The 22,305-nt window shown below is 71.2% G+C and carries 21 protein-coding genes; 14 read left to right on the top strand and 7 right to left on the bottom strand.

Features of this window, described 5'->3' with window-relative positions; all coding sequences use genetic code 11:
• Positions 1 to 9 precede the first annotated feature (9 nt).
• Complete coding sequence (gene rnhA / locus ACWEVN_RS21115) at positions 10 to 471, top strand: ribonuclease HI (protein WP_452052400.1); 462 nt, start codon at positions 10 to 12, stop codon at positions 469 to 471.
• Between the two features lie 49 nt (positions 472 to 520).
• On the opposite strand, the gene ACWEVN_RS21120 is transcribed toward rnhA, so the two are convergent.
• Entirely contained in the window at positions 521 to 1,426 is a 906-nt protein-coding gene (locus tag ACWEVN_RS21120; protein ID WP_452052401.1) for a hypothetical protein, read from the bottom strand.
• Between the two features lie 210 nt (positions 1,427 to 1,636).
• Between ACWEVN_RS21120 and ACWEVN_RS21125 the strand changes: the two genes are divergently transcribed.
• From ACWEVN_RS21125 to ACWEVN_RS21145, 5 genes are all read left to right on the top strand, one after another.
• The gene (locus ACWEVN_RS21125) at positions 1,637 to 2,332 is read left to right on the top strand and encodes a hypothetical protein (RefSeq protein WP_452052402.1); all 696 of its coding nucleotides are present in this window, start codon (positions 1,637 to 1,639) and stop codon (positions 2,330 to 2,332) included.
• Positions 2,332 to 3,111 (top strand): hypothetical protein, encoded by a 780-nt coding sequence (locus tag ACWEVN_RS21130; protein WP_452052403.1) that lies wholly within the window; start codon positions 2,332 to 2,334, stop codon positions 3,109 to 3,111. Before ACWEVN_RS21125 ends, ACWEVN_RS21130 begins: the two co-directional genes overlap by 1 nt.
• A 54-nt stretch (positions 3,112 to 3,165) precedes the next feature.
• Positions 3,166 to 3,537 carry a YchJ family protein gene (locus ACWEVN_RS21135; RefSeq protein WP_452052404.1) on the top strand — a complete coding sequence of 124 codons (372 nt, stop codon included), beginning with the start codon at positions 3,166 to 3,168 and terminating at the stop codon, positions 3,535 to 3,537.
• 25 nt (positions 3,538 to 3,562) lie between these two features.
• Positions 3,563 to 4,795 (top strand): hypothetical protein, encoded by a 1,233-nt coding sequence (locus ACWEVN_RS21140; protein ID WP_452052405.1) that lies wholly within the window; start codon positions 3,563 to 3,565, stop codon positions 4,793 to 4,795.
• A 117-nt stretch (positions 4,796 to 4,912) separates the two neighbouring features.
• Positions 4,913 to 7,996 carry a glycosyl hydrolase 2 galactose-binding domain-containing protein gene (locus ACWEVN_RS21145; protein ID WP_452052406.1) on the top strand — a complete coding sequence of 1,028 codons (3,084 nt, stop codon included), beginning with the start codon at positions 4,913 to 4,915 and terminating at the stop codon, positions 7,994 to 7,996.
• Positions 7,997 to 8,029: 33 nt separating this feature from the next.
• Here ACWEVN_RS21145 and ACWEVN_RS21150 read toward each other — a convergent pair whose 3' ends face one another.
• Positions 8,030 to 9,415, bottom strand: a complete 1,386-nt coding sequence (locus ACWEVN_RS21150; RefSeq protein WP_452052407.1) for a carboxylesterase/lipase family protein — start codon at positions 9,413 to 9,415, stop codon at positions 8,030 to 8,032.
• Between the two features lie 54 nt (positions 9,416 to 9,469).
• On the opposite strand from ACWEVN_RS21150, the gene ACWEVN_RS21155 reads away from it, so the two are divergent.
• Genes ACWEVN_RS21155 through ACWEVN_RS21165 form a run of 3 tightly spaced genes read left to right on the top strand, consistent with a single transcriptional unit; the run spans position 9,470 to position 12,491 of the window.
• A complete protein-coding gene (locus tag ACWEVN_RS21155; RefSeq protein WP_452052408.1) occupies positions 9,470 to 9,877 on the top strand; it encodes a nuclear transport factor 2 family protein in 408 nt (135 codons plus the stop codon).
• A gap of 33 nt (positions 9,878 to 9,910) precedes the next feature.
• Positions 9,911 to 11,794 (top strand): Na+/H+ antiporter, encoded by a 1,884-nt coding sequence (locus ACWEVN_RS21160; RefSeq protein ID WP_310976655.1) that lies wholly within the window; start codon positions 9,911 to 9,913, stop codon positions 11,792 to 11,794.
• A gap of 10 nt (positions 11,795 to 11,804) precedes the next feature.
• Positions 11,805 to 12,491, top strand: a complete 687-nt coding sequence (locus ACWEVN_RS21165) for a histidine phosphatase family protein (protein WP_452052409.1) — start codon at positions 11,805 to 11,807, stop codon at positions 12,489 to 12,491.
• Here the strand turns inward: ACWEVN_RS21165 and ACWEVN_RS21170 are convergent.
• Complete coding sequence (locus tag ACWEVN_RS21170) at positions 12,475 to 13,218, bottom strand: ABC transporter permease (RefSeq protein ID WP_449685729.1); 744 nt, start codon at positions 13,216 to 13,218, stop codon at positions 12,475 to 12,477. The genes ACWEVN_RS21165 and ACWEVN_RS21170 overlap by 17 nt on opposite strands.
• 17 nt (positions 13,219 to 13,235) lie before the next feature.
• Entirely contained in the window at positions 13,236 to 13,691 is a 456-nt protein-coding gene (locus ACWEVN_RS21175; protein WP_449685730.1) for an MmpS family transport accessory protein, read from the bottom strand.
• A 166-nt stretch (positions 13,692 to 13,857) separates the two neighbouring features.
• Between ACWEVN_RS21175 and ACWEVN_RS21180 the strand changes: the two genes are divergently transcribed.
• From ACWEVN_RS21180 to ACWEVN_RS21195, 4 genes are all read left to right on the top strand, one after another.
• Complete coding sequence (locus ACWEVN_RS21180; RefSeq protein ID WP_452052410.1) at positions 13,858 to 14,613, top strand: helix-turn-helix domain-containing protein; 756 nt, start codon at positions 13,858 to 13,860, stop codon at positions 14,611 to 14,613.
• A gap of 105 nt (positions 14,614 to 14,718) precedes the next feature.
• Positions 14,719 to 15,696 carry a LacI family DNA-binding transcriptional regulator gene (locus tag ACWEVN_RS21185; RefSeq protein WP_449685732.1) on the top strand — a complete coding sequence of 326 codons (978 nt, stop codon included), beginning with the start codon at positions 14,719 to 14,721 and terminating at the stop codon, positions 15,694 to 15,696.
• 545 nt (positions 15,697 to 16,241) lie between these two features.
• Positions 16,242 to 16,823 carry a DNA-binding protein gene (locus ACWEVN_RS21190; protein WP_452052411.1) on the top strand — a complete coding sequence of 194 codons (582 nt, stop codon included), beginning with the start codon at positions 16,242 to 16,244 and terminating at the stop codon, positions 16,821 to 16,823.
• Positions 16,824 to 16,874: 51 nt separating this feature from the next.
• Positions 16,875 to 17,531, top strand: a complete 657-nt coding sequence (locus ACWEVN_RS21195; protein ID WP_310976663.1) for an RES family NAD+ phosphorylase — start codon at positions 16,875 to 16,877, stop codon at positions 17,529 to 17,531.
• Here the strand turns inward: ACWEVN_RS21195 and ACWEVN_RS21200 are convergent.
• The 3 genes from ACWEVN_RS21200 to ACWEVN_RS21210 all read right to left on the bottom strand — a co-directional run bounded on the left by ACWEVN_RS21200 (position 17,513) and on the right by ACWEVN_RS21210 (position 21,206).
• Positions 17,513 to 18,163, bottom strand: coding sequence for an HAD family hydrolase (locus ACWEVN_RS21200; protein WP_452052412.1), 651 nt, complete (start codon positions 18,161 to 18,163; stop codon positions 17,513 to 17,515). The two genes, ACWEVN_RS21195 and ACWEVN_RS21200, sit on opposite strands and share 19 nt — an antisense overlap.
• Entirely contained in the window at positions 18,145 to 20,091 is a 1,947-nt protein-coding gene (locus ACWEVN_RS21205) for a S9 family peptidase (protein WP_452052413.1), read from the bottom strand. Before ACWEVN_RS21205 ends, ACWEVN_RS21200 begins: the two co-directional genes overlap by 19 nt.
• Before the next feature lie 152 nt (positions 20,092 to 20,243).
• A complete protein-coding gene (locus ACWEVN_RS21210; RefSeq protein WP_449685736.1) occupies positions 20,244 to 21,206 on the bottom strand; it encodes a TerC family protein in 963 nt (320 codons plus the stop codon).
• A 303-nt stretch (positions 21,207 to 21,509) separates the two neighbouring features.
• On the opposite strand from ACWEVN_RS21210, the gene ACWEVN_RS21215 reads away from it, so the two are divergent.
• The coding region (locus ACWEVN_RS21215) for an alpha/beta hydrolase (RefSeq protein WP_452052414.1) at positions 21,510 to 22,305 on the top strand (796 nt) is incomplete at its 3' end.

Below are 22,305 nucleotides of genomic sequence, written 5' to 3' on the forward strand. Positions count from 1 at the left end.
GGTCGCCGCGTGGACGTGGAGATCTACACCGACGGCGCGTGCAGCGGGAACCCCGGACCGGGCGGCTGGGGCGCGGTGCTGCGCTACGGCCGGCACGAGCGCGAGCTGTACGGCGGCGAAGCCACGCCGACGACGAACAACCGCATGGAGCTGACGGCACCGATCCGCGCGCTGGAGAGCCTGACGAGGCCGTCGCAGGTCCGCGTGTACACGGACAGCACGTACGTGCGCAACGGCATCACGCAGTGGCTGCCCCGCTGGAAGAGCAACGGCTGGCAGACGGCGGCGCGCGCCCCGGTGAAGAACGCGGACCTGTGGCAACGCCTCGACGCGGCGATCGGCGGCCACACGGTCGAATGGCTGTGGGTCAAGGGCCACGCCGGCCACCCGGAGAACGAGCGCGCCGACCGGCTCGCGGTGCGGGGTGCCCAGGAGGCGCGGAAGAGCGGGAAGCCGGTCAACGCGGATTAGTCCACGGCGGACCGGCTGGCCACCGCCGACGACCGGGACCGGGACCGGGTCACCATTCCCACCGGAATCCCACGACCGTGTCCTCCATCGACGCGACGAACCTCCTCGTCGCGGAGTTGACGAGCTCGATCGGTTTCTCCTCGACCGGTGAGCCGCCGAGGTGGTCCGCCCAGATGCACCACCAAACCCGGCGCGGGACTACACCGGTGAACGCGACAGCGATGTCGGCGTTCTCTACTCTGGCGAACGCCGCTCTCCGCACTTCCGTCAACCCAGCGGACCGCTGATCGAAGACAGCGAAGTACTCCAGCGCCGCTGTCTTGTCCTTCTGCAGCGGCCGGTCAAGCTTGATTTCGACGCTCCGCAATCCGCGACCGTACTCATGGCTCTGGCCGAGCTGCCCGCCGTAAGCAACCTCGACGCGTGAGGCCTCCGGCTCGTGGTTGAAGAGGTAGATGTCGACGCCATCCTCGATCGCCCGGATCGTGTGCACCGTGCGCCGCACGTTCAGGCAGCCGTCGATGACGTCGTATCGTTCGACCAGGTTGATCGTGCGGTGCCGCTGCCCACGGATCATCTCTCGCCTGCTTCGCAGCGTATGGGCGATTTCGCTGGTCGGCGTGTGCCGGCCTTCGTAGACCTCGCGAACGTGCGTCCGGTCCGTCTCCGTCATGTCGAACGCGTCCACGAACCAGGTCAAGGTCTCGTACGAGAGCGTCTGTCCGGTCAAGGCTCGGCTCACCCGGTCTTTCAGCATGCGCGCCGTACGCTCGGGGCCGGTCGGGTCCTGCTCCCACAGATGGTGTTCGATCACTTTCGCGATCGCCAACTGATTGAGCTCCCCCGTGACTCGCGAGGTCAAGGCCCGCCACTTCGCCCGGTAGGGCGGAGATTCGGCAAGGAGCCGGCTTAGAAGAGCGCCGACGGCACGGACGTTGGGGTCGGACTGAGCCACAACTGGTACCTCCAAGCTGCACGGCGACGATTGTAGTGACATCGGAGCACGGGAAAACTGCACTTCCGGGTGACACGACGGAATCGCGACCTGCGACTATGCCGCTCCGCGACCGGCACCGCAAAAGCCGTGCGACATAACTGCGACAGAGGCGCGCCAACTCGGCGCTAGCTTTGGAGCACACCGCCGAAAGATCCGGAAAGGATCACCATGGAAGACGAGCCAACGACCACTCCAGAAGGCTCCGCGCACGACTTCGCCGACGGAGCCCCGAACAACGTCGTGCACACGGATTTCGATCCGCGGGAAACGAAAACAGCTGATTCCGTCGAGAACGGCCTCGCCGAACTCAAAGCCATGCAGGCCTCCTACGAAGCGCTCAGCCCGCTCGCGGAGGGAGGCCGCCGGCGCGCGCTCTCGTGGCTGATGGAGTCGTTGGGACTGACCGACCTCGCGCCGATCGGTTCGAGCACGATTCAGCCGCACGAGAACCCTTCGCCCGACGCACCCGCGAGCGCGGGCCAGGACACGGTCAGCGCTCGCGACTTCATGAGCCGGAAGAAGCCCGGCTCCCAGGTGGAGCGGATCGCCTGCCTCGCCTACTACCTCACCCACCACCGGGACACGGCCCACTTCAAGGCCTCGGACATCTCCGCACTCAACCTCGAGGCGGCCGGGCAGAGGTTCGGCAACCTGCCGAGGGACTTGGACAACGCCGACCGGCAGAGCGGATATGTGGTCTCGGCCGGGCAGGGAGCGAAGCAGATGACCGCCCGCGGCGACGCGGTGGTCGAGGCACTGCCGGACCGCGAGGCGGTGAAGGCGGCGTTGCACGAACACCCGTACCGACAGAAGCGGTCCGGCGGTGGCGGCAAGAAGAGCTCACCGGACGAAAAGAGTGACTAGTGATCACGGCTCGGAACGTCCTCGAATCATCATACGATCACACCCTCGCCACCGAACTACTCGACGCGTATGCAGAGGCGAAACGCAATTACCTGCTCGGCGGACATCGCCTCAGCGCCGTGGAAGGCGGGAGGTTCTGCGAGGCCGCGTACCGGATTCTCGAACACATGACGAAAGGCCACCATACGCCCATCGGCGAACAACTGAACACCGAGAAGACCGCGAAGGCACTGGAATCTCTGAACGCCACCAAGTTTCCCAAGGCTGTGCGCATCTACTTGCCTCGAGCACTTCGTGTTGTCTACGACATCCGCAACAGCCGGGACGTCGCACATCTCGCCGACGGGATCGACCCGAACCTCCAGGACGCCACCCTGGTGACGGCCGTGCTCGACTGGGTGGTGGCCGAGTTCGTCCGGTTGAGCGACCGCGTCGACGCCGACACCGCGCAACGGCTCGTCACGGAACTGGTCACGCGCAAGTACCCGGTCGTGCAGATGTTCGGCGACCGACCCAAAGTCCTGCGAGCGGACCTCCGCGCGAGCGACACGGTGCTCGTTCTCCTGTATCACCGAGGCGCGACACCCACGACGTTGAACGAACTCGCGACCTGGGTAGCGGACTCGATGCAAAAGAACCTGCGCCGGACAGTACGAGCACTGGATGACAAGGCTCTCGTACACCTCGAAAGCAACAAAGTGCTCATCACCCGCACGGGAGAGCACGTGGTCGAATCGCGCAGGCTTCTCGAGTTCGAAACCGGAATTCCCGCGAGGTAACACGCATGACCGGCACGCGGCGATCTCGGCGGAGCCGAGTGGGATGATTTCGGCATGACTTCGTGCCCGTGCGGCCTAGCCGAGTCCTACGGCGCCTGTTGTGGCCGGTTCCACGGGGGCGGCCTCACCGCTCCCACCGCCGAACTCCTCATGCGGTCGCGGTTCAGCGCCTTCGCCGTCGGTGACGCCGGCTACCTGCTGCGCACCTGGCACCCCGGTACGCGGCCGCGGCAGCTCACGCTCGATCCCGGGCAGGAGTGGACGCGGCTGGAGATCCTCGGCCGGACCGGCGGCGGCCTGCTGCACGCCGAGGGCACCGTCGAGTTCCGGGCGCACTACCGCCACCGGGGGCGGGACGGGTTCCTCGAGGAGAACAGCCGCTTCCGGCGTGAGGACGGCCACTGGGTGTATCTCGACGCCGGGTGAGACCGGCGTGCTAAACAGTGCGGCGATGGGAAAACTGACGCGCCGCGCCCGGGCCAAGGCGGACTACCTCGGCTTCCTCGGCGCCCGGGAGTGGCCGCTCGCCGCGTCCGGGCTGGGGGTGGTGCTCGGCGTCGTTACCATCCTGCCCAGCGCCGTCGGCGTCGTGCTGTCGGCCGTCGCGCTCGCGCTCGGCGTCGCCACCTTCACCCGGGACGTCCGGCTGCTGCGCCGGCGGTGGGCCGGGTTCGAGTTCACCACCATCGCCGCTCCCTTCCCCACCGCGGAACTGCCGCCGCCCGCCGCCTACCCGGAGTCCACCTACCTCGCCGTGCCCGCCCGCGGGACCGCGCTGGTCAGCGCGGCCATCGACCGGGACCTGTGGGAAGAGCGGCACACCATCGACGTCGCCGAGGAGCCCTACCGGCTGCCGCCGTCGCTCAAGGCCACCGCGCCGCACGTGCTGCCGCTGCGGGCCCGGGGCCGCCTGCTGTTCAACGGCCCGATCGTCGGCATGCGCGGCGAACCGCTGCCCGCCGCCGGGGCCCGGCCCGCGCCGATCCGGTTGCACCGGGCGCGGTTCTTCGACGCCGTCTGCTCGAACGAGCTCGCCGCGCTCCGGATCACCCGCACCGACACCGGCGAGGAGTACGACCTGCGCAAGGCCGAGCTCACCGACAGCGCCGGCGCGCTGCGCGAGCTGAGCGGCAGCGCGCTGGCCGACCTCGTCGGCGTCTCGACGGTCGCCTGCACCACCGACGGCAAGCTGGTCACCGTCCGGCAGTCGCCGCTCAACTCCGTCAGCGGGCTGCTGCTCGCCCCCTCGGGCAGCGGTTCGCTGGAGCCGCGCGACCTGCGCACGCCCGACGGCGGCCCGCGCCGGTTGCTGCACACCGCGGTCCGCGCCGGAATGGAGCGCGAGCTCTGCGAGGAGAGCGGCCTGGCCCCCGAGGAGGTCCGCGAGACGAAGGTGGTCGGCTTCGCGCGCTGGATGGAGCGCGGCGCCAAACCGGAGTTCTTCGGGCTGACCGAGCTGGCGGTGGACGGCGCCGAGGTCGCCCGGCGCCGGCCGGTCAGCGGCGAGCGGCTCTACAGCGCCGGCCTGACGCTCTTCGACGTCGACCTCGCCGCGATCGGCGCCGCGCTGGCCGGCGGTGTCCCGCTCAGCGAGGCACTTCCTCAACGGCTCTGGGAGGACGGTTCCCTGCCGCTCCTGCTGGCCCTGCGGGCCGCCGCGGTGTGGCAGGCGGCCCGGGTCTGACGGAACGGCCTCTGTTCCCGGCGTGAGCGGGCCGCTACGATCGTCGCAATTGTTAGGAAAGTTCCCTAACGATGGTCCGCTGTCCCCCGCCGCCGTGGGTGCCTAGGAGGCGCGCTAGTGAGCTATCGGCAGAGAAGAACCCGGACTCTCCTCGCGGCGGCGGTGCTGGCCGTCGCGGCGAGCGGCGCCAGTGTCGCACCGGCCACCGGGCAGGAACCGGTCAGAGCGGTGGTCGCGGCCGCGGCCCCGGCCACCGCGGTCCCCGGCTTCCTGATCCAGACGTCCGCGCAGGTCAGCGACGACGCCGCGGTCTCCAAGCCCGGCTACAACACCTCCGGCTGGTACCCGGTCGGCCCGCGCTCGACCGTCTACGCCGGCCTGCTGGCCAACGGCAAGTACGCCGACCCGTTCTACTCGACGAACATGAAGAACGTGCCGACCGCGGACTTCCAGGTTCCCTGGTGGTACCGCACCGACCTCACGGTCGCCGACACCACCCAGCGCACGTACCTCGACTTCAGCGGCGTGCTGTCCAAGGCCGACGTCTGGGTCAACGGGACGCGCGTCGCCGACAAGACGCAGGTCAACGGCGCCTACACCCGCCACGACCTCGACATCACCGCGCTGGTGAAGGCGGGCACGAACAGCGTCGCGTTCAAGGTCTACCCGAACGACCCGAACAAGGACCTGTCGATGGGCTGGATCGACTGGGCGCAGACCCCGCCGGACCAGAACATGGGCATCGTGCGGGACGTCCTGGTCCGGCGCAGCGGCCCGGTGGCGCTGCGCGGCGGCCACGTCGTCACGAAGCTGACCGGGACGAGCCACGCCGACCTGACCGTGAAGGCCGACGTCCGCAACGACTCGGCGAGCGCGGTGAGCACGACGGTGTCCGGCACGGTCGCCGGGCGGGCGATCAGCCAGACTGTTTCGCTGGCGGCCAAGGAGAAGAAGACCGTCACGTTCGGCGTGGTCGGGATCGACAACCCGCAGCTCTGGTGGCCGGCCGGGATGGGCGGGCAGCCGCTCTACGACCTCGACCTGACCGCGAGCGTCGGCGGGACGGCGTCGGACTCCTCTCACTCGAGCTTCGGCGTGCGCACGGTGACGGCGAACAAGAACTCGAGCGGCGGCCGGTCCTACACGATCAACGGGCGTCCGCTGCTGATCAAGGGCGGCGGCTACTCGCCGGACCTGTTCCTGCGCTGGAACGAGCAGTACGCGGCCGACAAGCTGGCCTACGTCAAGGACCTCGGGCTCAACACCGTGCGCCTGGAGGGCCACATCGAGCCGGACGAGTTCTTCGACCTCGCCGACCGGATGGGCGTGCTGACGCTGCCCGGCTGGGAGTGCTGCGACAAGTGGGAGGGCCAGGTCAACGGCAGCGAGAAGGGTGACCCCTGGACCGCCGCCGACTACCCGATCGCCAAGGCGTCGATGACCGCCGAGGCCGAGCGGCTGCGCGACCACCCCAGCGTCATCTCCTTCCTCATCGGCAGTGACTTCGCCCCCGACGCGACGATCGAGAAGAACTACCTCGACGCGCTGTCCGCCGCGGACTGGGCGACGCCGGTGGTCCCGGCCGCGTCGGCGAAGTCGTCGCCGCAGCTGGGGTCGTCCGGGATGAAGATGAACGGCCCGTACGACTACGTCCCGCCGAACTACTGGTACGACAAGGCGCACAGCGACCTCGGCGGTGCGTGGAGCTTCAACTCCGAGACCAGCGCCGGGCCGGACATCCCGACGATGGACACGCTCAAGCGGATGATGTCGGCGAGCGAGCTCGACACGATGTGGAAGAGCCCGTCGACCGCGCAGTACCACCGGTCGTCGTCGTCGACGTTCGCCAACCTGAAGCTCTTCGGCGACGCGCTGACCGGCCGGTACGGCAAGCCGTCGAGCCTGGCCGACTTCGTCCGGAAGGCGCAGCTGGCGCAGTACGAGAACGTCCGCGCCGAGTTCGAGTCGCACTCGCGGAACTTCAGCGACAGCTCGAACCCGGCCACCGGGATCATCTACTGGATGCTCAACAGCGGCTGGACGTCGCTGCACTGGCAGCTGTTCGACGCCTACCTCGACCAGAACGGCTCGTACTTCGGGGCCAAGAAGGCGAACGAGCCGCTGCACATCCAGTACTCGTACGACACGAAGTCGGTCGTGGTGGTCAACCACAACCACGACGCGGTGTCGGGGCTGACCGCCCGCGTGCAGCTGTTCAACCTGGACGGGACGTCGAAGTTCGACCAGTCGAAGAGCGTCTCGGTGGGTGGTGACGGCGCGAAGACGACGGCGCTGACCATCGGTTCGGTGAGCGGGCTGTCGACGACGTACCTGGCGAAGCTGGTGCTCACGGATTCCTCGGGCAAGGAGGTCAGCCGGAACGTGTACTGGCTGTCCACCAAGGCCGACACCCTGGATTGGGGCAACAGCGACTGGTACTACACGCCCACGACGTCGTACGCGGACCTCTCCGGGCTGAACTCGCTGGGTTCGGTCACGCTCGGGTCTTCGGCGACCTCGACGGCGAACGCCGACGGCACCACGACGACGAAGGTGACGCTTTCGAACCCCTCGACGGGCAAGGTGCCGGCCTTCTTCGTCGACGCGCACGTGGTCGGCACGGCGGGCGCACCGGTGCTGCCGGTCCGGTGGACCGACAACCTGGTGAGCCTGTGGCCGGGCGAGTCGACGACGCTGACGGCGACGTACCGGACCGCGGACCTGCACGGAGCGGCGCCGTCGGTGCGGGTCGCGGGCTGGAACACCGGGACGAAGACGATCCCGGCGGACGGTTCGACCGGCCCCGGGCCCGGCCCCGGTGACCCGGTGGACTACCAGGCCGAAGACGCGACGATCACGAACGGCGTCGCGGAGGCCAACCACGCGGGCTTCACCGGCACCGGGTTCGTCAACTACGACAACGCGGTCGGCAGCGCGGTGGAGTTCACCGTGCCCGCGGCCGCGCCGGGCAGCGCGAACGTCGTCCTGCGCTTCGCCAACGGCACCACGGCGAACCGCCCGATGGACATCACGGTCAACGGCACGAAGGTGGCCTCGGCCGTGGCGTTCGGCGGAACGGGCAATTGGGACACGTGGCAGACGGTCACGATCCCGGTCACCCTGACCGCCGGGACGAACAAGATCAAGGCGACCGCGACGACCGCCAACGGCGGCCCGAACGTCGACAAGATCACCGTCTAGCCCTGGGCCGGGGCGGTCTCGGGCCGCCCCGGCTCAGTCCCACAGCAACCGCTGCTCCCGATCCGGGTCGCTGACCGTCGTCGAGACGTCGTCGAACAGCCGCGTCACCCGGTCCGCCGGGCGGTACCGCGGCCAGCCCGGATCCCCGGTGCTCACGAATCGGACCCAGGCCCCGAACATCTCCGTCGCCACCGCCTGCATCCGCTCCGCCGGGAACGGCCGGCCGGCGAAGAGGAACCGCCAGTTGCGGTTGCGGATGTCGTCGAACACCAGCGGCAGGTCGAGCCCGTGCGCCGCCCCGAGGCCGCGGCCGCGCGGGGCGATCCGCCAGTCGAGCCGGTACATCCAGGCGTCCGGCTGCTTCTCGGCGAAGCGGATCGCCGGGATCCACCAGTCCCCCGCCGTCAGCGCGCGGTTGCGGATCTGGTCCGGAGGCCAGTCGAATAGGGCGTTATACGCCGCGACGGCCTTCTCGACCGCGGGCTCGTCCAGCATCGTCGAGCCGACGCCCAGCAGCTTCGCGCCGCCCGATTGCAGCCAGCTGAACAGATCTTCCTCGTCGGCCGTCGTCCCGATGAGCAGCGGGACCTCACGGGCGCCGTCGGACGGCCGGCGCGGGAGCAGCTCGTCGCCGACCACCACGCGGTAGGTCACCTTCGTGCCCGATGCCGCCGAAACCCGTTGCTGCGCCTCGAGAATCCGGGTCACCGGCAGCGTGGCCAGGTCCTCCGGTGACGCGGCCAGCTCCGCCAGGACCGCCGCAGCGACCGCCGCGCCTTCGTCCGGCGTGTGCACGACCGAGCCGACGCCGGTGCCGCTCTGCACGATCGCCTGGTGGACGAGCCCGCGGGTGGCGGGCACGGCCAGCAGCGTCCCGACCGTGCGGCCGCCGTTGGACTGCCCGGCCAGCGTGACCCGCCCCGGGTCGCCGCCGAACGCGCCGATTTCGTCCCGCACCCATTCGAGCGCCGCGACCTGGTCGCGCAGGGACAGGTTCGAGTCGGCGACACCGGGCAGGTGCAGCATCCCGAGCACGCCGAGCCGGTAGGCGACGGTCACCACCACCACGCCGGCACGAGCGTAGGCGGAGGCGTCGAACTGGTGCGGCGCCCCCATCACGCCACCGCCGCCGTGGATCCACACCAGCACCGGGTACGAACCGGGTGCCGCGGGCGCGTAGACGTTGAGGTAGAGGCAGTCCTCGTCGCCGGTGAAGCCACGCCCGGTCAGCGCCGGTTGCGGCGCGCGGGGTGCCCACTTCGTCGCGTCGCGTTCACCGGCCCAGCGCGAAACCGGCCGGGGCGCGCGGAACCGCAGCTCCCCCACCGGCGGCTCGGCGTACGGGACGCCGAGGAACGTCCGCACGCCGTCCCCTTCGGACCCGCGCAGGGCACCGGCCGCGATCTCCGCTGTCGTCACGGACCCAGCCTAAAAGCTTGCGCTGGAGTGCGCTCCAGCGTGTTGACTGGGCCCATGACCGCGTCCGGGAACAAGCAGCTCCTGAAGACGGCGTTCGACGCCTGGGCGACCGGCGACATCCGGCCGCTGCTCGCCGCGATGGCCGACGACGTCACCTGGACGGTCGGCGGGCACACCAGCTGGTCCGGCACCTTCCGCGGCAAGGACTCGGTCCGCCGCGACCTGCTCGGCCCGCTCGGCGCGCAGTTCGAGGGCACCTACACCAGCACCGCGAGCCGGTTCGTCGCCGAGGACGACGTCGTCGTGGTCGAAACGCAGGGCAGCGTCGCGACGAAGGCCGGGGCGCGCTACGACAACAAGTACTGCTTCGTCTTCCGCGTCGAGGGCGGCCGGATCCGCAAGATCACCGAGTACATGGACACCCAGCTGGTCGCCGAAGTGCTTCCCGAGCTGGCCAGGTGACACCCGCCGCGGCGGGCGGGTAATGATTACCCCGTGCACATAGCGGCAGAGATAGTGGCGCTGGTCGTGACCGTCCTCGTCGTCAGCGCGGTGGCGCGGCGGCTGGACTGGTCCGCCCCGCTGTGCCTGATCGTCGTCGGCGTCGCCGGCTCGTACGTCCCCGGCGTGCCCGAGGTCCACCTCGACCCCGAGGTCGTCCTGCTCGGTCTGCTGCCCCCGCTGCTGTACTCGGCGGCCATCCAGACGTCGCTGGTCGACTTCCGGAAGAACCGCGGGGCGATCGGGCTGATGTCGGTCGGGCTCGTGGTGTTCACCGCGCTCGGCGTCGGCGTGGTCGCCTGGGCGGTGATCCCCGGGCTCCCGCTGGCCGGCGGCATCGCGCTCGGCGCCGTCGTCGCGCCGCCGGACGCGGTCGCCGCCAGCGTCGTCGCCCGGCGGGTCGGCATGCCCCGCAAGCTGATCCGGCTCCTCGAAGGCGAGAGCCTGTTCAACGACGCCGCCGCGCTGGTCGCCCTCCGCACCGCCATCGCCGCGCTGGCCGGCTCGGTCAGCCTCTGGCAGGTCGGCGCCGACTTCTTCCGCGCGGCCATCGGCGGAGCCGTGGTCGGGCTGGTCGTCGGGTTCGCCGCCGCGTTCATCCGGGCCCGGCTGAACGAGCCGGTGCTCGACACCGCGCTGTCGTTCGCCGTCCCCTTCATCGCCTACATCCCGGCCGAGGCGATCCACGGCTCCGGCGTGCTCGCCGTCGTCATCGCCGGGCTCATCCTCGGGCACAAGGCGCCGCAGATCCTGTCCGGCTCCACCCGGCTGGCGTCCCGGCTGAACTGGCAGACCATCCAGTTCCTGCTGGAGAACCTGGTCTTCCTGCTGATCGGCCTGCAGCTGCGGCGGATCCTCGCCGAGGTCGGCGAGAGCGGGCTGTCGCTGATGACGCTGACCTGGATCTGCGTCGCCGTGCTCGCCGCGACCATCCTCACCCGCGTGCTGTGGATGGCCGGGATCGGCACGGTGAAGCGCGTGGAACGGCGCCTGCTGCCGGGGAAGGTCCGGGCGAAGATCTGGCCGTGGCGCTACTCCGCCGTCATCGCCTGGGCCGGCATGCGCGGGGTGGTGACCCTCGCGGCCGCGTTCGTGCTGCCCGCGGACACGCCGCAGCGGGCCGTGCTGGTGCTCGCGGCGTTCGTCGTCGTGGCCGGCACCCTGGCCGTGCAGGGCATGACGCTGCCGCCGCTGATCCGGCGGCTGCGGCTGCCGCGGCCGGACCCCGCGGAGGACGCCCTGCAGGAGGCGGCCGTCCTGCACGACATGACCCGCGCGGCGCTGGCCAAGCTCGAGGAGATCCGGACCGACGACGACCCGCCGGAGATCATCCAGCGCCTGCGCGACCGGCTGCAGCACCGCGCCGACTCGGCGTGGGAGCAGCTCGGCCGGCAGAGCGCGCTGGCCGAGACACCGAGCGACGCCTACCGGCGGCTGCGGCTGGAGCTCCTGGAGGTCGAGCGCGACCAGTTCCTCAAGGCCCGCGACAGCGGCAGCGCCGACGACGACGTCCTGCGCAAGGTCCTGGAGCGGCTCGACATCGAAGAGTCCATGCTCGACCGGGACGAGGCCGAGCCGGACGTCGAGGGCCGCGAGCTGCGCACCCCGGCCGCGACGGCGGGGTCGTGCAAGCACCTGGCCCACGAGTGGGTCGACAAGGACCCCAGCTCGGCCGACAGCTGCGCCGCCTGCGTCGCCGAGGGCACCACGTGGGTGCACCTGCGGATGTGCCTGAAGTGCGGCAACGTCGCCTGCTGCGACTCCTCGCCGCGCCGCCACGCGACGCAGCACTTCCACGAATCCCGCCACCCGGTCATGCGCAGCTTCGAGCCGGGCGAGACGTGGCGATGGTGTTTCGTGGACAAGCAGCTGGGCTAGGGTCGAGGCCATGAGCACGCCGGAGCAGGAGATCGAGTACCGCCAGCACCGCTTCAGCCCGCCCCCGGGCTCGACGGAGATCTTCCTGGTCCGGCACGGCGAGTCCGCGCCGGCGCGCGGCGACGCCCCGTTCGACCTGGTCGACGGCCAGGCGGACCCGGACCTCGCGCCGGAAGGCCGTGACCACGCCCAGCGCGTCGGCGTCCGGCTCGCCGGGGAACGGATCGACGCGATCTACGTGACGACGCTGCGCCGCACGGTCCAGACGGCGGCTCCCCTGGCGGAGAAGCTGGGGCTGACCCCGGTCGTCGAGCCGGACCTGCGCGAGATCCACCTGGGCGACTGGGAAAACGGCCTGTTCCGGAAGTACACGGCCGAAGGCCACCCGATCGTCGAGCGGCTGTGGGCCGAGCAGCGCTGGGACGTGATCCCGGGCGCGGAGTCCGACGAGCGGTTCGGCGCCCGGTTGCGCGGCGCGCTGACCCGCATCGCGGCCGCGCACCCGGATCAGCGCGTCGCGGTGTTCACCCACGGCGGCGTGATCGGCGAGCTGTTCGCGCAGGCCGGCCGCGCGGTGGAGCGGTTCGCGTTCCTCGGCGCCGACAACGGGTCGATCTCCCACCTCGTGCTCCACGGCGAAAACTGGATGGTGCGGCGCTACAACGACACCGCCCACCTGGCTAGCCCGCTCGGCTGAGCTTCCCGGCCGCGACGAGCTGCACGGTCACCAGGATCGAGACGGCCTCCGCGGCCAGCAGCCCGATCAGCACGAGCACCTGCGTCAGCCCGGCCTGGATCGGGCCCGCCCCGCCGAGCAGGACGCCGACGTACGCGCCCGGGAGCGTCACCAGGCCGACCGTGCGGGTCTGGTCGAGCGCCGGGATGAGGGCGTGCCCGGCGCTGGGGCGGCAGATTTCGAGCGCGGCCGGGCGCGGGAGGAAGCCGAGGGCGAGCGCGGCTTCGTACTCGCCGTGCCGGGACTCGAGCTCGTCGAGGGCCCGGCGGCCGGCCTGCGAGGTCGCGGTCATCGCCCCGCCGATGACGATCCCGGCGATCGGCACGACGGCGATCGGCCGGGGCGGGACGACACCGGCGCCGAGGACCAGTGCGAGCACGGGCGCGACCCCGGCCGCGATGGCCAGCGCCGTCCACGGCAGGTTCCTGTTCGTTCCGACGCGGCGCGCCGACGTCACCGCGGCGATCGCGAACATCAGCACCACGAACAGGCCGGTGAGCGGCGCCGAGCGCAGGACGGCGGTGATCACGAGCGACACGACGGCGAGCTGCGCGACCGCCCGGGCGGCGGCGATCAGCACCGCGCGTCCCTCACCGAGCCCGCCGGCCTTGACGACGACCGCACCGGCGACGGCGAGCAGGACGAGGACCGCCACCAGGGCGGGCCCGAAGGTGATCGCGGCGTTCACGCCGCCGATCCTGCCGCTCAGACGGCGCAGCTGAAGAGGCGCCCCGGCTCGGTCTCGGTCTTCTCGGCGACGACGACGCCGTCGACGACGATCCGGCACCGCAGCGCGCCGGGGCCGGGGTTGCGGGCGGCGATGCTGTAGAACTCGGTGCGGCCGGCCGGGCCGACCCTGGTGAACTGCGTGGACCACGGCGTCGCGACCGCGGCCTGCTGGGTGAGGGCGGAGCCGGCGGCGGCGTAGGTGACGTTGCGGGCGCCGTGCGTGCCGAGCAGTTCGTAGACGACGCGGTGATCGACGGTGCGCACGGCGACCGGGGCGACGGGCGCTTCCTCGGCCGCGGGTTGGCGCGCGGACCGCGGCAGGACGTAGGCGGTGACCGCGAAGGCCGCGGCGAGCACACCGAGGACGACGACGAAGCTGCCGGCCGATCGAGCCCGCCCGGCGGAGTCGCGCATCGCCGTGGGAACGCTCATGGAGAGGTCTTCTCTCGTCGCGCGCACTTCCGTCGAGTGCGTCGACCTCTATCTCGCCGTGACCTGACGGGGTGTTAGCCGGTCTTCGCGGGAAGTTCGATGTTCACCCGGACGGGTGGCACCGATTCTTTCCGTTTTTGTCGGACCCCCACGGCATGATCGGGGTGTGTACGAGGAACGGGCGGCGCCGGCGGTCTTGCGGGGCGTGGCGAAGTGCGTGTGGCGATCGGCTTCGGAGGGCCCGAAGCGGATCGTCCCGGACGGCTGCGTCGACTTGGTGGTGGGCGGCGGAACGGCGTTCGTGGCGGGGCCGGACACGGCGGCGTGGTGGTCGGAGACGGAGGGGGTGGTGAGCGGGGTCCGGTTGGTGCCGGGCCGGGCGGCGGCGGTGCTCGGGGTGGCGGCGGACGAGCTGCGGGATCGGCGGGTGCCGTTGGGTGAGTTGTGGGGGCGGTCGTCGGCGGAACGGTTGGTGGAGGGGGTGGTGTCGCCGGTTTCCGCGGTGGCCGAGCGGGTGACGGGGGTGCCGCCGCCGGATTTCGCGGTGGCGGAGCTGATCGCGCGGCTGGAGGCCGGGGTGGCCCGGGTCGGTGCGGCGGCGGCGTTGATCGGCCGGTCCGGTGCGGCCGCCATGGGTCAGCCGGCGGCGGGCGCGGTGAGCGAACGGCGGCTGCGGCGGCGGTTCGTCCAAGCCGTCGGGTACGGGCCGGCCACCTACCTCCGGGTGAGCCGGTTCCAGCGGGCGGTCGCGCTGGCTCCGCGCGTCTCGGGGCTGGCCGCGCTGGCCGTCGCCGCGGGGTACGCCGATCAAGCGCACCTCAGCCGGGACTGCCGGGCGCTGACCGGTCTTACCCCACGCGATTACTTCGGCGGACGCTCCACTGTGGACGTTGCGGTGCGTGATCGACTCCGTTCGGCGTAACCCCTGCGGTCAACCGGAAGTGGCTGTTCACCCAAAAAGGTAAGCGGACGGTAAACGACTACCAAGAGCGCTATCCTCCCCTCGACGAGTGATCAGGGAGGGCGTGTGGCCACCATCAGCGACGTCGCGGCGAGAGCCGGCGTCTCCACGGCGACGGTGTCGCGCGCGCTCAACGGGAAGTCCACTGTGGACCCCGCGTTGGCCGCGCGGGTCCAGGAGGCCGCCGCCGAGCTGGGGTACCACCCGAACGGGCTGGCCCGGAACCTCCGCCGTCAGGAGACCGCGGTGCTCGCGCTGATCATCTCCGACGTCGAGAACCCGTTCTTCACCGCCATCGCCCGGGGTGTCGAGGACCTCGCGCAGCGGTCCGGGTACTCGGTGGTGCTCTGCAACTCGGACGAGAACGAGGACAAGGAGCGGCGCTACATCGAGGTGGCGCTGCAGGAGCGGGTCGCCGGCGTGGTGCTCTCGCCCACCGGCCGCTCGACGAACGTCGAGGGCCTGCGCCGCCAGGGCACCCCGCTGGTGGCGGTGGATCGGCCGTTGCAGGCGGCGGAGGGCGACCAGGTCCTGGTCGACACCCGCCACGCGGCGGCCGAAGCCACCCGGCACCTGCTTGCGGGCGGCTACCGGCGCGTCGGCTGCTTGACCGGTCCGCCGGGCGTCCGCACGGCCGAAGACCGCCTGGCGGGCTACGCCGACGTCGTCGGCGAAGAGAACGTCCTGTTCCGGCGGGCGGAATACCGCGCCGAGGGCGCCCGCCTGGCCGCGCTGGAGCTCCTGGACGAGCCTGCGCCACCGGACGCGCTCCTGGTCGCGAACAGCACGATGGCGATCGGAGTGCTGGAGGCCCTGTCGGCCCGAGGCCTGCGCCCGGGCAGCGACGTGGGCATAGTCTCGTTCGACGACGCACCATGGACAACCCTGATCGACCCACCCCTGACGGTCGTCGCCCAGCCGGCGTACGAGGTAGGCCGCGTGGCGGCGCAGCTCCTCCTGGCCCGAATCACGGACAGCAGCCGCGACGCCACGACGACCACGCTCGAAGCTCGCTTGATCGTGCGGAAGAGCTCCCGCCGCTGAGATCGAGGAGGCGAGGTCTGCGCCCCGGTGCATGCCCGCGCGGCGGTCGGCTCAGGTACTTGAAGGGTCGGCCTGCGCACCGCGGGGGTCGGCCTGCGCACCGGAAAGGTCGGCCGCGCACCGGGCAGCCGGGTCGAGTGCCCGGAGGGGCGGCTTGCGTACTCAGCCGGCCGGCCGAACTCGCCAAAGTAGGCCGGGTGGGAGCGACGTGCCCGAGGGGCCGGCTCGTGCCGGGCCCCCCAGGCACGCCCCACCCCCTGTGTCCCCCATCACCGGCGCCGGAACGCCGGGTCCTGTGAGCACGGAGCGGAAATCGTTTACTCATCCGGAACGTAGGTGCCCGACCGCACAGTGTCAAGCCGGGCCGGCAAGCCGGACCCAGGCTGGACAACGGCGCCCGATCCAGGGAAACTGACCGGAAGTTGCCTACTCAACGTGTTGGATGATGTGCCGTGAGTGTCGATCTCTGGTGAATTCACGCACAGACAGGGCAAGAAAGCGCACGAACCCGCACATCCGCGCTGTTTCGGGTTAACCTGAGCCACATGTCTGTAGCGCTGGAGAACATCCTCGCCAAGGCGGGCCTGAAGGTCGACGCGAATGAGTTCCTCACTCTCGTCGAAGACGCCGCGCGCAGACTGTCGCCACCGAATCCGGATCCCTCGCACTACTTCTCGGCCGACCAGCGCGCCGCGCTCACTGACGTCGGGCTGGACCTCTCCCCGAGGCGGGAGGACGAACCCGACTTCCGGGCGCGCACCGTCGCCGCCCATGCCGTGCTCGCCGAGGGCGCGCTCAGTGTCAACGAAGCCGCCAAGGCCCTCGGGGTCGACGACAGCCGGATCCGGCATCGGCTCAAGGAAGGGCGGCTGACCGGGTGGAAGGACGGCGGGTGGCGGCTCCCCGCGTGGCAGTTCGCCGGCTCCGGGGTGCTGCCCGGCCTCGAAGTCGTGCTCAAAGCCCTCCCCGAAGACCAGCCCGCGCTCGTCGTCGCCGCCTTCATGAGCACTCCGCAAGCGGATCTCGTCATCAACGACCAGCCCGCGACCCCGCGCCAATGGCTGCTCTCCGGTGGTGATCCGGACCACGTCGCCCGCCTCATCGCCACGCTCGGCACTCCGCTCTAGGCTGGACCCTCCCGAGCAAGATCTCCGACAAGGACGGACCACCCCCGACCCATGGCCCGGCTCCCGCTGCCGCCCGCCCGATCCGTCCTGGTCCGGCAGCTGAACCGCGCCGACGACGTGGTGACGGTCCAGCCCGCGACCAGGCTCGTGCGGATCTTCACCGCGCACGGCAGACACCCCCAGCAGTGGAACTCGTTCCGCTACACCGGCCCGCTCCCGCACGGCCGCTTCGACCAGCAGTCGCCCGGCCGCGGTGGCGCGCCGGTCACCGATCCCGCCAACGGCGTCCTCTACTTCGGCCTCACCGTGCGGACGTCGGTCGCCGAGGTCTTCCAGACCAGCTCGACGGTCGATCGCCGCACCCGCGGTCCCCGGCTGGTCGTCGTCCGCCCGACGCGCACCCTGCGCCTGCTCGACCTGACCGGCCTCTGGCCGACGCGGGTGGGCGCTTCCCAGGAGATCTCCAGCGGCCCGAAGAAGCTGACCCAGGCCTGGGCGCGGGCGATCCGCGGCGCGTTCAGCGACCTCGACGGCCTCTGGTACCGCTCGTCGATGGACTCCGGCGACCCCGCGATCTGCCTGTGGGACCCGCCGGCGGGCGCCGCGCTCCCGATCGCGCCGGACGTGCTGCTGCCGCTGGACCACCCGGGCCTGGACGTCCCGCTGGGCCGGGTCTGCGAAGAGCTCAACTACACGCTGCTGAACTGAGCCGCCAGCACCGGGAGCACCGCCCGCAGGTCCGGCCCGTCGACGACGTGCGTCGCGACGGCCCGGGCGGCCGGGGTCCCGTTGAAGGCGATGCTCGTCCCGACGGCGGCGAAGAGCGGCAGATCCGACCGGCTGTCCCCGATCGCCGCACACCGCTCCGGCGCGAACCCCTGGGCGAGCGCGAAGTCGCGCTTGCCGAACTCGTCCAGGTGCTCGGCGACGTTCCCGGTGTAGCGGCCGCCCTCGGCCTCCGGCACCGGGCCGCAGTACGCGGCGAACTCGAACCGCCCGGCGAGCAGCCGGCCCACCGGCGTCCACGCGAGCGTGGTCAGGATCGGCCGCAGGTCGTGGTCGCGGCACCACGCCACCGTCTCGGCGATCCCGTCGACCAGCGGCAACGTCGCCAGCCGGGCCAGAACTTCCGCCTCGGTGTGCCCCGCCCAGCCGCGCGCGTCGATGACCGACGCCTCCTGGTTGGTCAGCTCGCCCGCGACGTACGCCGCCTCGGCCGCGACGAGCTCGGCCTCGTGCCCCAGCGCCGCGGCCACCCACGCGCACGAGCTGGTGCCCGGCACGAGGGTGCCGTCGACGTCGAAGCAGACCAGGCCGCGCGTCACAGGTGGCGCGACCACCACTCCAGGACCGCCTCGAACCGCTGGACCCGGTGCCGCGGCCGTCCCGAGCGGCTCAGCTCGTGGCCCTCGCCCGGGAAGAGCAGCATCTCCGCCGGCGCGCCCGCCCGGCGCAGGGCCACGAACATCCGCTCCGCCTGCTCCAGCGGGCAGCGCCAGTCCTGCTCCGAATGCACGACCGCGAACGGGATGCGGATCTGCGAAGCGTACGAAAGCGGCGACCGGTCGCGCTGGACTTCCGGCGAAGACCCGATGTAGGCGTCGACGAAGAAGTAGCCGATGTCCGAACTGCCGACCATCGAGTCCCACGCGTTGACCGCGCGTTCGCTCCACGCGGCCTTGAACCGGTCTCCGTGGTGGGCGGCCAGCCAGCTCGTCATGAAGCCGCCGTACGAGCCGCCCATGATGCCGACGCGGGTGGCGTCCAGGTCCGGCCGCTCCAGGGCCTTGTCCAGCAGGGCCAGGACGTCGTCGACGTCGACCGTGCCGAAGCCGTGGGTGATCGCGTGGCCGTGCGCCTGCCCGTAGCCCGCCGAGCCGCGGGGGTTGCCGACCACCACCGCGTAGCCCGCCGCCGCGTAGACCTGGGCTTCGTCGAACACCGCCCACTCCTGCTGGGTGAACGGCCCGCCGTGCACCACGCGCAGCACCGGGTGCGGGCCCTCGCCCTCGGGCAGGACCAGCCAGCCGTGCACCGGGTAGCCGTCCGGGGCCGTCGTCTCCAGCTCGATCATCGGCCGGATGCCCTTGTCCCGCAACGGCTTCGCGTAGTCGGTCAGCACCTCGGGCCCGCCGTCGCCGAGCAGCACGACCTCGCCCGCGGTCGACGGCGTCGCGATCACCGCCACCAGCACCGAGCCGTCCAGCGTGAACGACCGGACCGCGGCCTGGTCCGCGTGGACCACCGCGAGGTCGGCCAACGGGGCCTCGACGGTGTCGACGGCGACCGCGCGCAGTTCCACCGCGCCGCGGTTGCGGACGGCCACGACGACGTCGTCCTCGCGCGGAGCCGGCGGGCCGGCCGCACCTTCGCAGTCCACGGTCTCGGCGTCGGTGAGCCGCCGGGCCTTCACCGGGCCGGCGCCGAATTCGGGCGTCGCCGCGTAGAGCCCGGTGGGCGCGGCCTCGTGGTGCTCCTCGAAGGACTGTCCCAAGTAGAACAACGTGCCGTCGGGGCCGAACACCGGCCGCTCCGAGTACCCGTCGCAGCGCACGACGACCTCGGGCTCGCCGCCCTCGGCGGAGATCGCGCAGATGTCGCGGAAGTCGCTCTCGGCCGCACCCCAGTCCGGCGGGGCGGTGAAGACCACGCGCGTGCCGTCCGGCGTCCAGACCGGGTGGGCCGCGTCGAACCCGTCGCCGGTCAGCGGCTCGGGCTCCCCCGCCTCGAAGGCGTCGACAGTGTCGATGACGAACAGCCGCTGCATGCGGTCGCGCAGGAACCCGACGTCGTCGATCCGGTAGTCCATCCGCGTGATCCGGCGCGGGGCCTCGGCGGCCGGCTCCGGCGTCTCGCCGTCGGCGTCCGGCGTGCCGTAGCGCCCGGCCTCGGGCACCCGGGCGGTGAACGCGATCCGCCGCGAATCCGGCGCCCACACCGGTTCCCCGGCTCCGAGCGGCAGCGACGTCAACCGGCGGGCCTCCCCGCCGTCCGACGGCATCACGTGCAGCTGCGGGTTGCCGTCCGCCCCCGTGCCCTCCCCGGCGCGCAGGAACGCCACCCAGCGCCCGTCCGGCGAGATCGCCGGCGCCGAGTCGCGCGGACCGTGGGTCCACGCCGACTCACCGCCGTCGAGCGACACGCGCCGGACCTCGCCGTGCGTGGCGTTCGCCGTGAGATCCGGTCTCTTCAGCGCCGTGAGCAGCAGGTTCCCGCGCAGCGCGGGACGGCCGGGGACGACGAGGTGTTCGATGTCGGCAGGACGCACGTCCCGACCGTACCGGAAATCCTTAGCGAGGCGAACGAGTTTACTGATCCGGCCAAAAGCAGGCCGCCCCCGGCTCGGCACGTAACCGTCGCGGCAAAGTCATTCGGCCGTGACTGTGGCCGGATCAGTAACCATCGGCACCGCGCCAGGTCTCATGCGGCGACTTGCTTGCGCTCGTCGCGCCGGGCCTTCGCCAGGCTCGTCACCGTGGTCACGGTGAGCACGACGACGATCACGCCGAGGGAGACCCAGTTGTTGATGTCCAGCCAGTCCGGGACGACGTGGTACTCGTGCAGCGCGTGCAGGAACAGCTTCGCGCCGATGAAGGCGAGGATCACCGCGAGGCCGTAGCTGAGGTAGACCAGCTTGGTCACCAGGCCGCCGAGCAGGAAGTACAGCTGACGCAGGCCCATCAGCGCGAACGCGTTGGCGGTGAAGACGAGGAACGCCTCCTGCGTGATGCCGAAGATCGCCGGGATCGAGTCGACGGCGAACAGCAGGTCGGCCGAGCCGATGGCCACGATCACCAGCAGCATCGGGGTGATCATCCGCTTGCCGTTGAGCTTCACCGTGTAGTGGTGGCCGTGGTAGTCGTCGGTCACCGGAGCGATCTTGCGGACCTGCCGGGTGACGGCGTTCTCGTGGTACTCCTCTTCCTCGCCCTTGCCGCGCAGCATGCTGATCGCCGTCCAGATCAGCACCGCGCCGAACAGGAAGAACACCCAGACGAACTGCTCGATGAGCGCGGCACCGATGGCGATGAAGACGCTCCGCATGGCGAGCGCGAGCAGGATGCCGACCAGCAGCACGCGGTGCTGGTGGATGGCGGGCACCTTGAACGAGCTCATGATGATCATGAAGATGAACAGGTTGTCGACGCTCAGCGAGTACTCGGTGATGTACCCGGTGAAGAACTCGACGCCCGGGTCGTGCCCGGCGAAGATCCACACGCCGATGCCGAAGGCGATCGCGCACGAGACGTAGAAGATGACCCAGCGAGCCGCTTCCCCCGTGGTCACTTCGTGCGGCTTGCGATCGACGATGACCAGGTCCAGCGCGATCAGCGCGAGCAGGCCACCGATCGTGGCGATCCACAGCCACAGGGGGACAGTCATGGAACTCGAACCTCCGGATAGCGCGCAGCAGCAACTAACCGGAGGTCTCTCCCGCCGGTGAAACCACCGGCCGACGGTGCCGGGGGCGCAGGGCCACCGTGCTGACGACACCGCCGCGAAGGAATACTCCCCTCACAGCGCGTCCAGTTTGCCGGTTCCCCCCGGCCGAGCGCCAGCCGGGATCGCGCACGTCACCGTGTTGGTCGTGTAATTCCGGTCACTTCGGTCCACCAGGTGGTCCGAGCGTGTGATCACTGTGAGCCGCGGAGGACACTCTCAGGAAACTTCACCTACGGTCACGTCGTGCCCCGACTCCCGCTCCCGCGCACCCGCCGCGCCCGGCTCACGGCGCTCGGCGCCGTCGTGGCGGTGCTCGCCGCCGCGACCGTCCTCTGGGCGACGCGCGACACGGCCCCGCCCGCCGTGCCGACCCAGGACGCCCTGCTCGACCTGCCCGCCGCGCCCGGCTCGGCCGAGCAGGTCAGGATCGACACGACCACCTACCTCCCGGCGACCGTGCCCGCACCGGCCGTGCTGCTCGCGCACGGCTTCGGCGGGGACAAGAACAGCGTCGCCGACGACGCCCGCGAGCTCGCGCGGAAGGGCTTCGTCGTGATGACGTGGTCCGCGCGCGGCTTCGGCAAGAGCACCGGCAAGATCGGGCTCAACGACCCGGACGGCGAGGTCGCCGACGCGAGCCGCCTGATCGACCGGCTCGTCGCGCAGCATCAGGTGACGCTCGACGCCCAGGGCGATCCGAAGGTCGCCGTCACCGGTGCCTCCTACGGCGGCGCACTGTCGCTGCTGCTGGCCGGCACGGACAAGCGCGTCGACGCGATCGCGCCCGTGATCACCTACAACGACCTGGCCCAGGGCCTGATCCCGAACGCGGCGACACCCGCGTCCGCGGCCCCCGGCACGCCGTCCGCCGGCGCCTTCTCGACCGACGGCGTCTTCAAGAAGAGCTGGGCGGGCATCTTCTTCTCGGCCGGTTCGGGTGCCGCGGCGAGCGGTTCGCCCTCCGCCGAAGCGCCGGAAGCCGGGCAGGAGACCGACACCGGGGCCACCGGCGCCGCCGGGACCGCGGCCGCCGCGGGGG

Source organism: Amycolatopsis sp. NPDC003861 (assembly GCF_053605405.1).

Bases quoted from the DNA above. Each gene is read 5' to 3' on its own strand.
- ACWEVN_RS21125 (WP_452052402.1), top strand. From the start codon at position 1,637: ATGGAAGACGAGCCAACGACCACTCCAGAAGGCTCCGCGCACGACTTC.
- ACWEVN_RS21135 (WP_452052404.1), top strand. From the start codon at position 3,166: ATGACTTCGTGCCCGTGCGGCCTAGCCGAGTCCTACGGCGCCTGTTGT.
- ACWEVN_RS21140 (WP_452052405.1), top strand. From the start codon at position 3,563: ATGGGAAAACTGACGCGCCGCGCCCGGGCCAAGGCGGACTACCTCGGC.
- ACWEVN_RS21155 (WP_452052408.1), top strand. From the start codon at position 9,470: ATGACCGCGTCCGGGAACAAGCAGCTCCTGAAGACGGCGTTCGACGCC.
- ACWEVN_RS21165 (WP_452052409.1), top strand. From the start codon at position 11,805: ATGAGCACGCCGGAGCAGGAGATCGAGTACCGCCAGCACCGCTTCAGC.
- ACWEVN_RS21175 (WP_449685730.1), bottom strand. From the start codon at position 13,691: ATGAGCGTTCCCACGGCGATGCGCGACTCCGCCGGGCGGGCTCGATCG.
- ACWEVN_RS21190 (WP_452052411.1), top strand. From the start codon at position 16,242: ATGTCTGTAGCGCTGGAGAACATCCTCGCCAAGGCGGGCCTGAAGGTC.
- ACWEVN_RS21195 (WP_310976663.1), top strand. From the start codon at position 16,875: ATGGCCCGGCTCCCGCTGCCGCCCGCCCGATCCGTCCTGGTCCGGCAG.
- ACWEVN_RS21210 (WP_449685736.1), bottom strand. From the start codon at position 21,206: ATGACTGTCCCCCTGTGGCTGTGGATCGCCACGATCGGTGGCCTGCTC.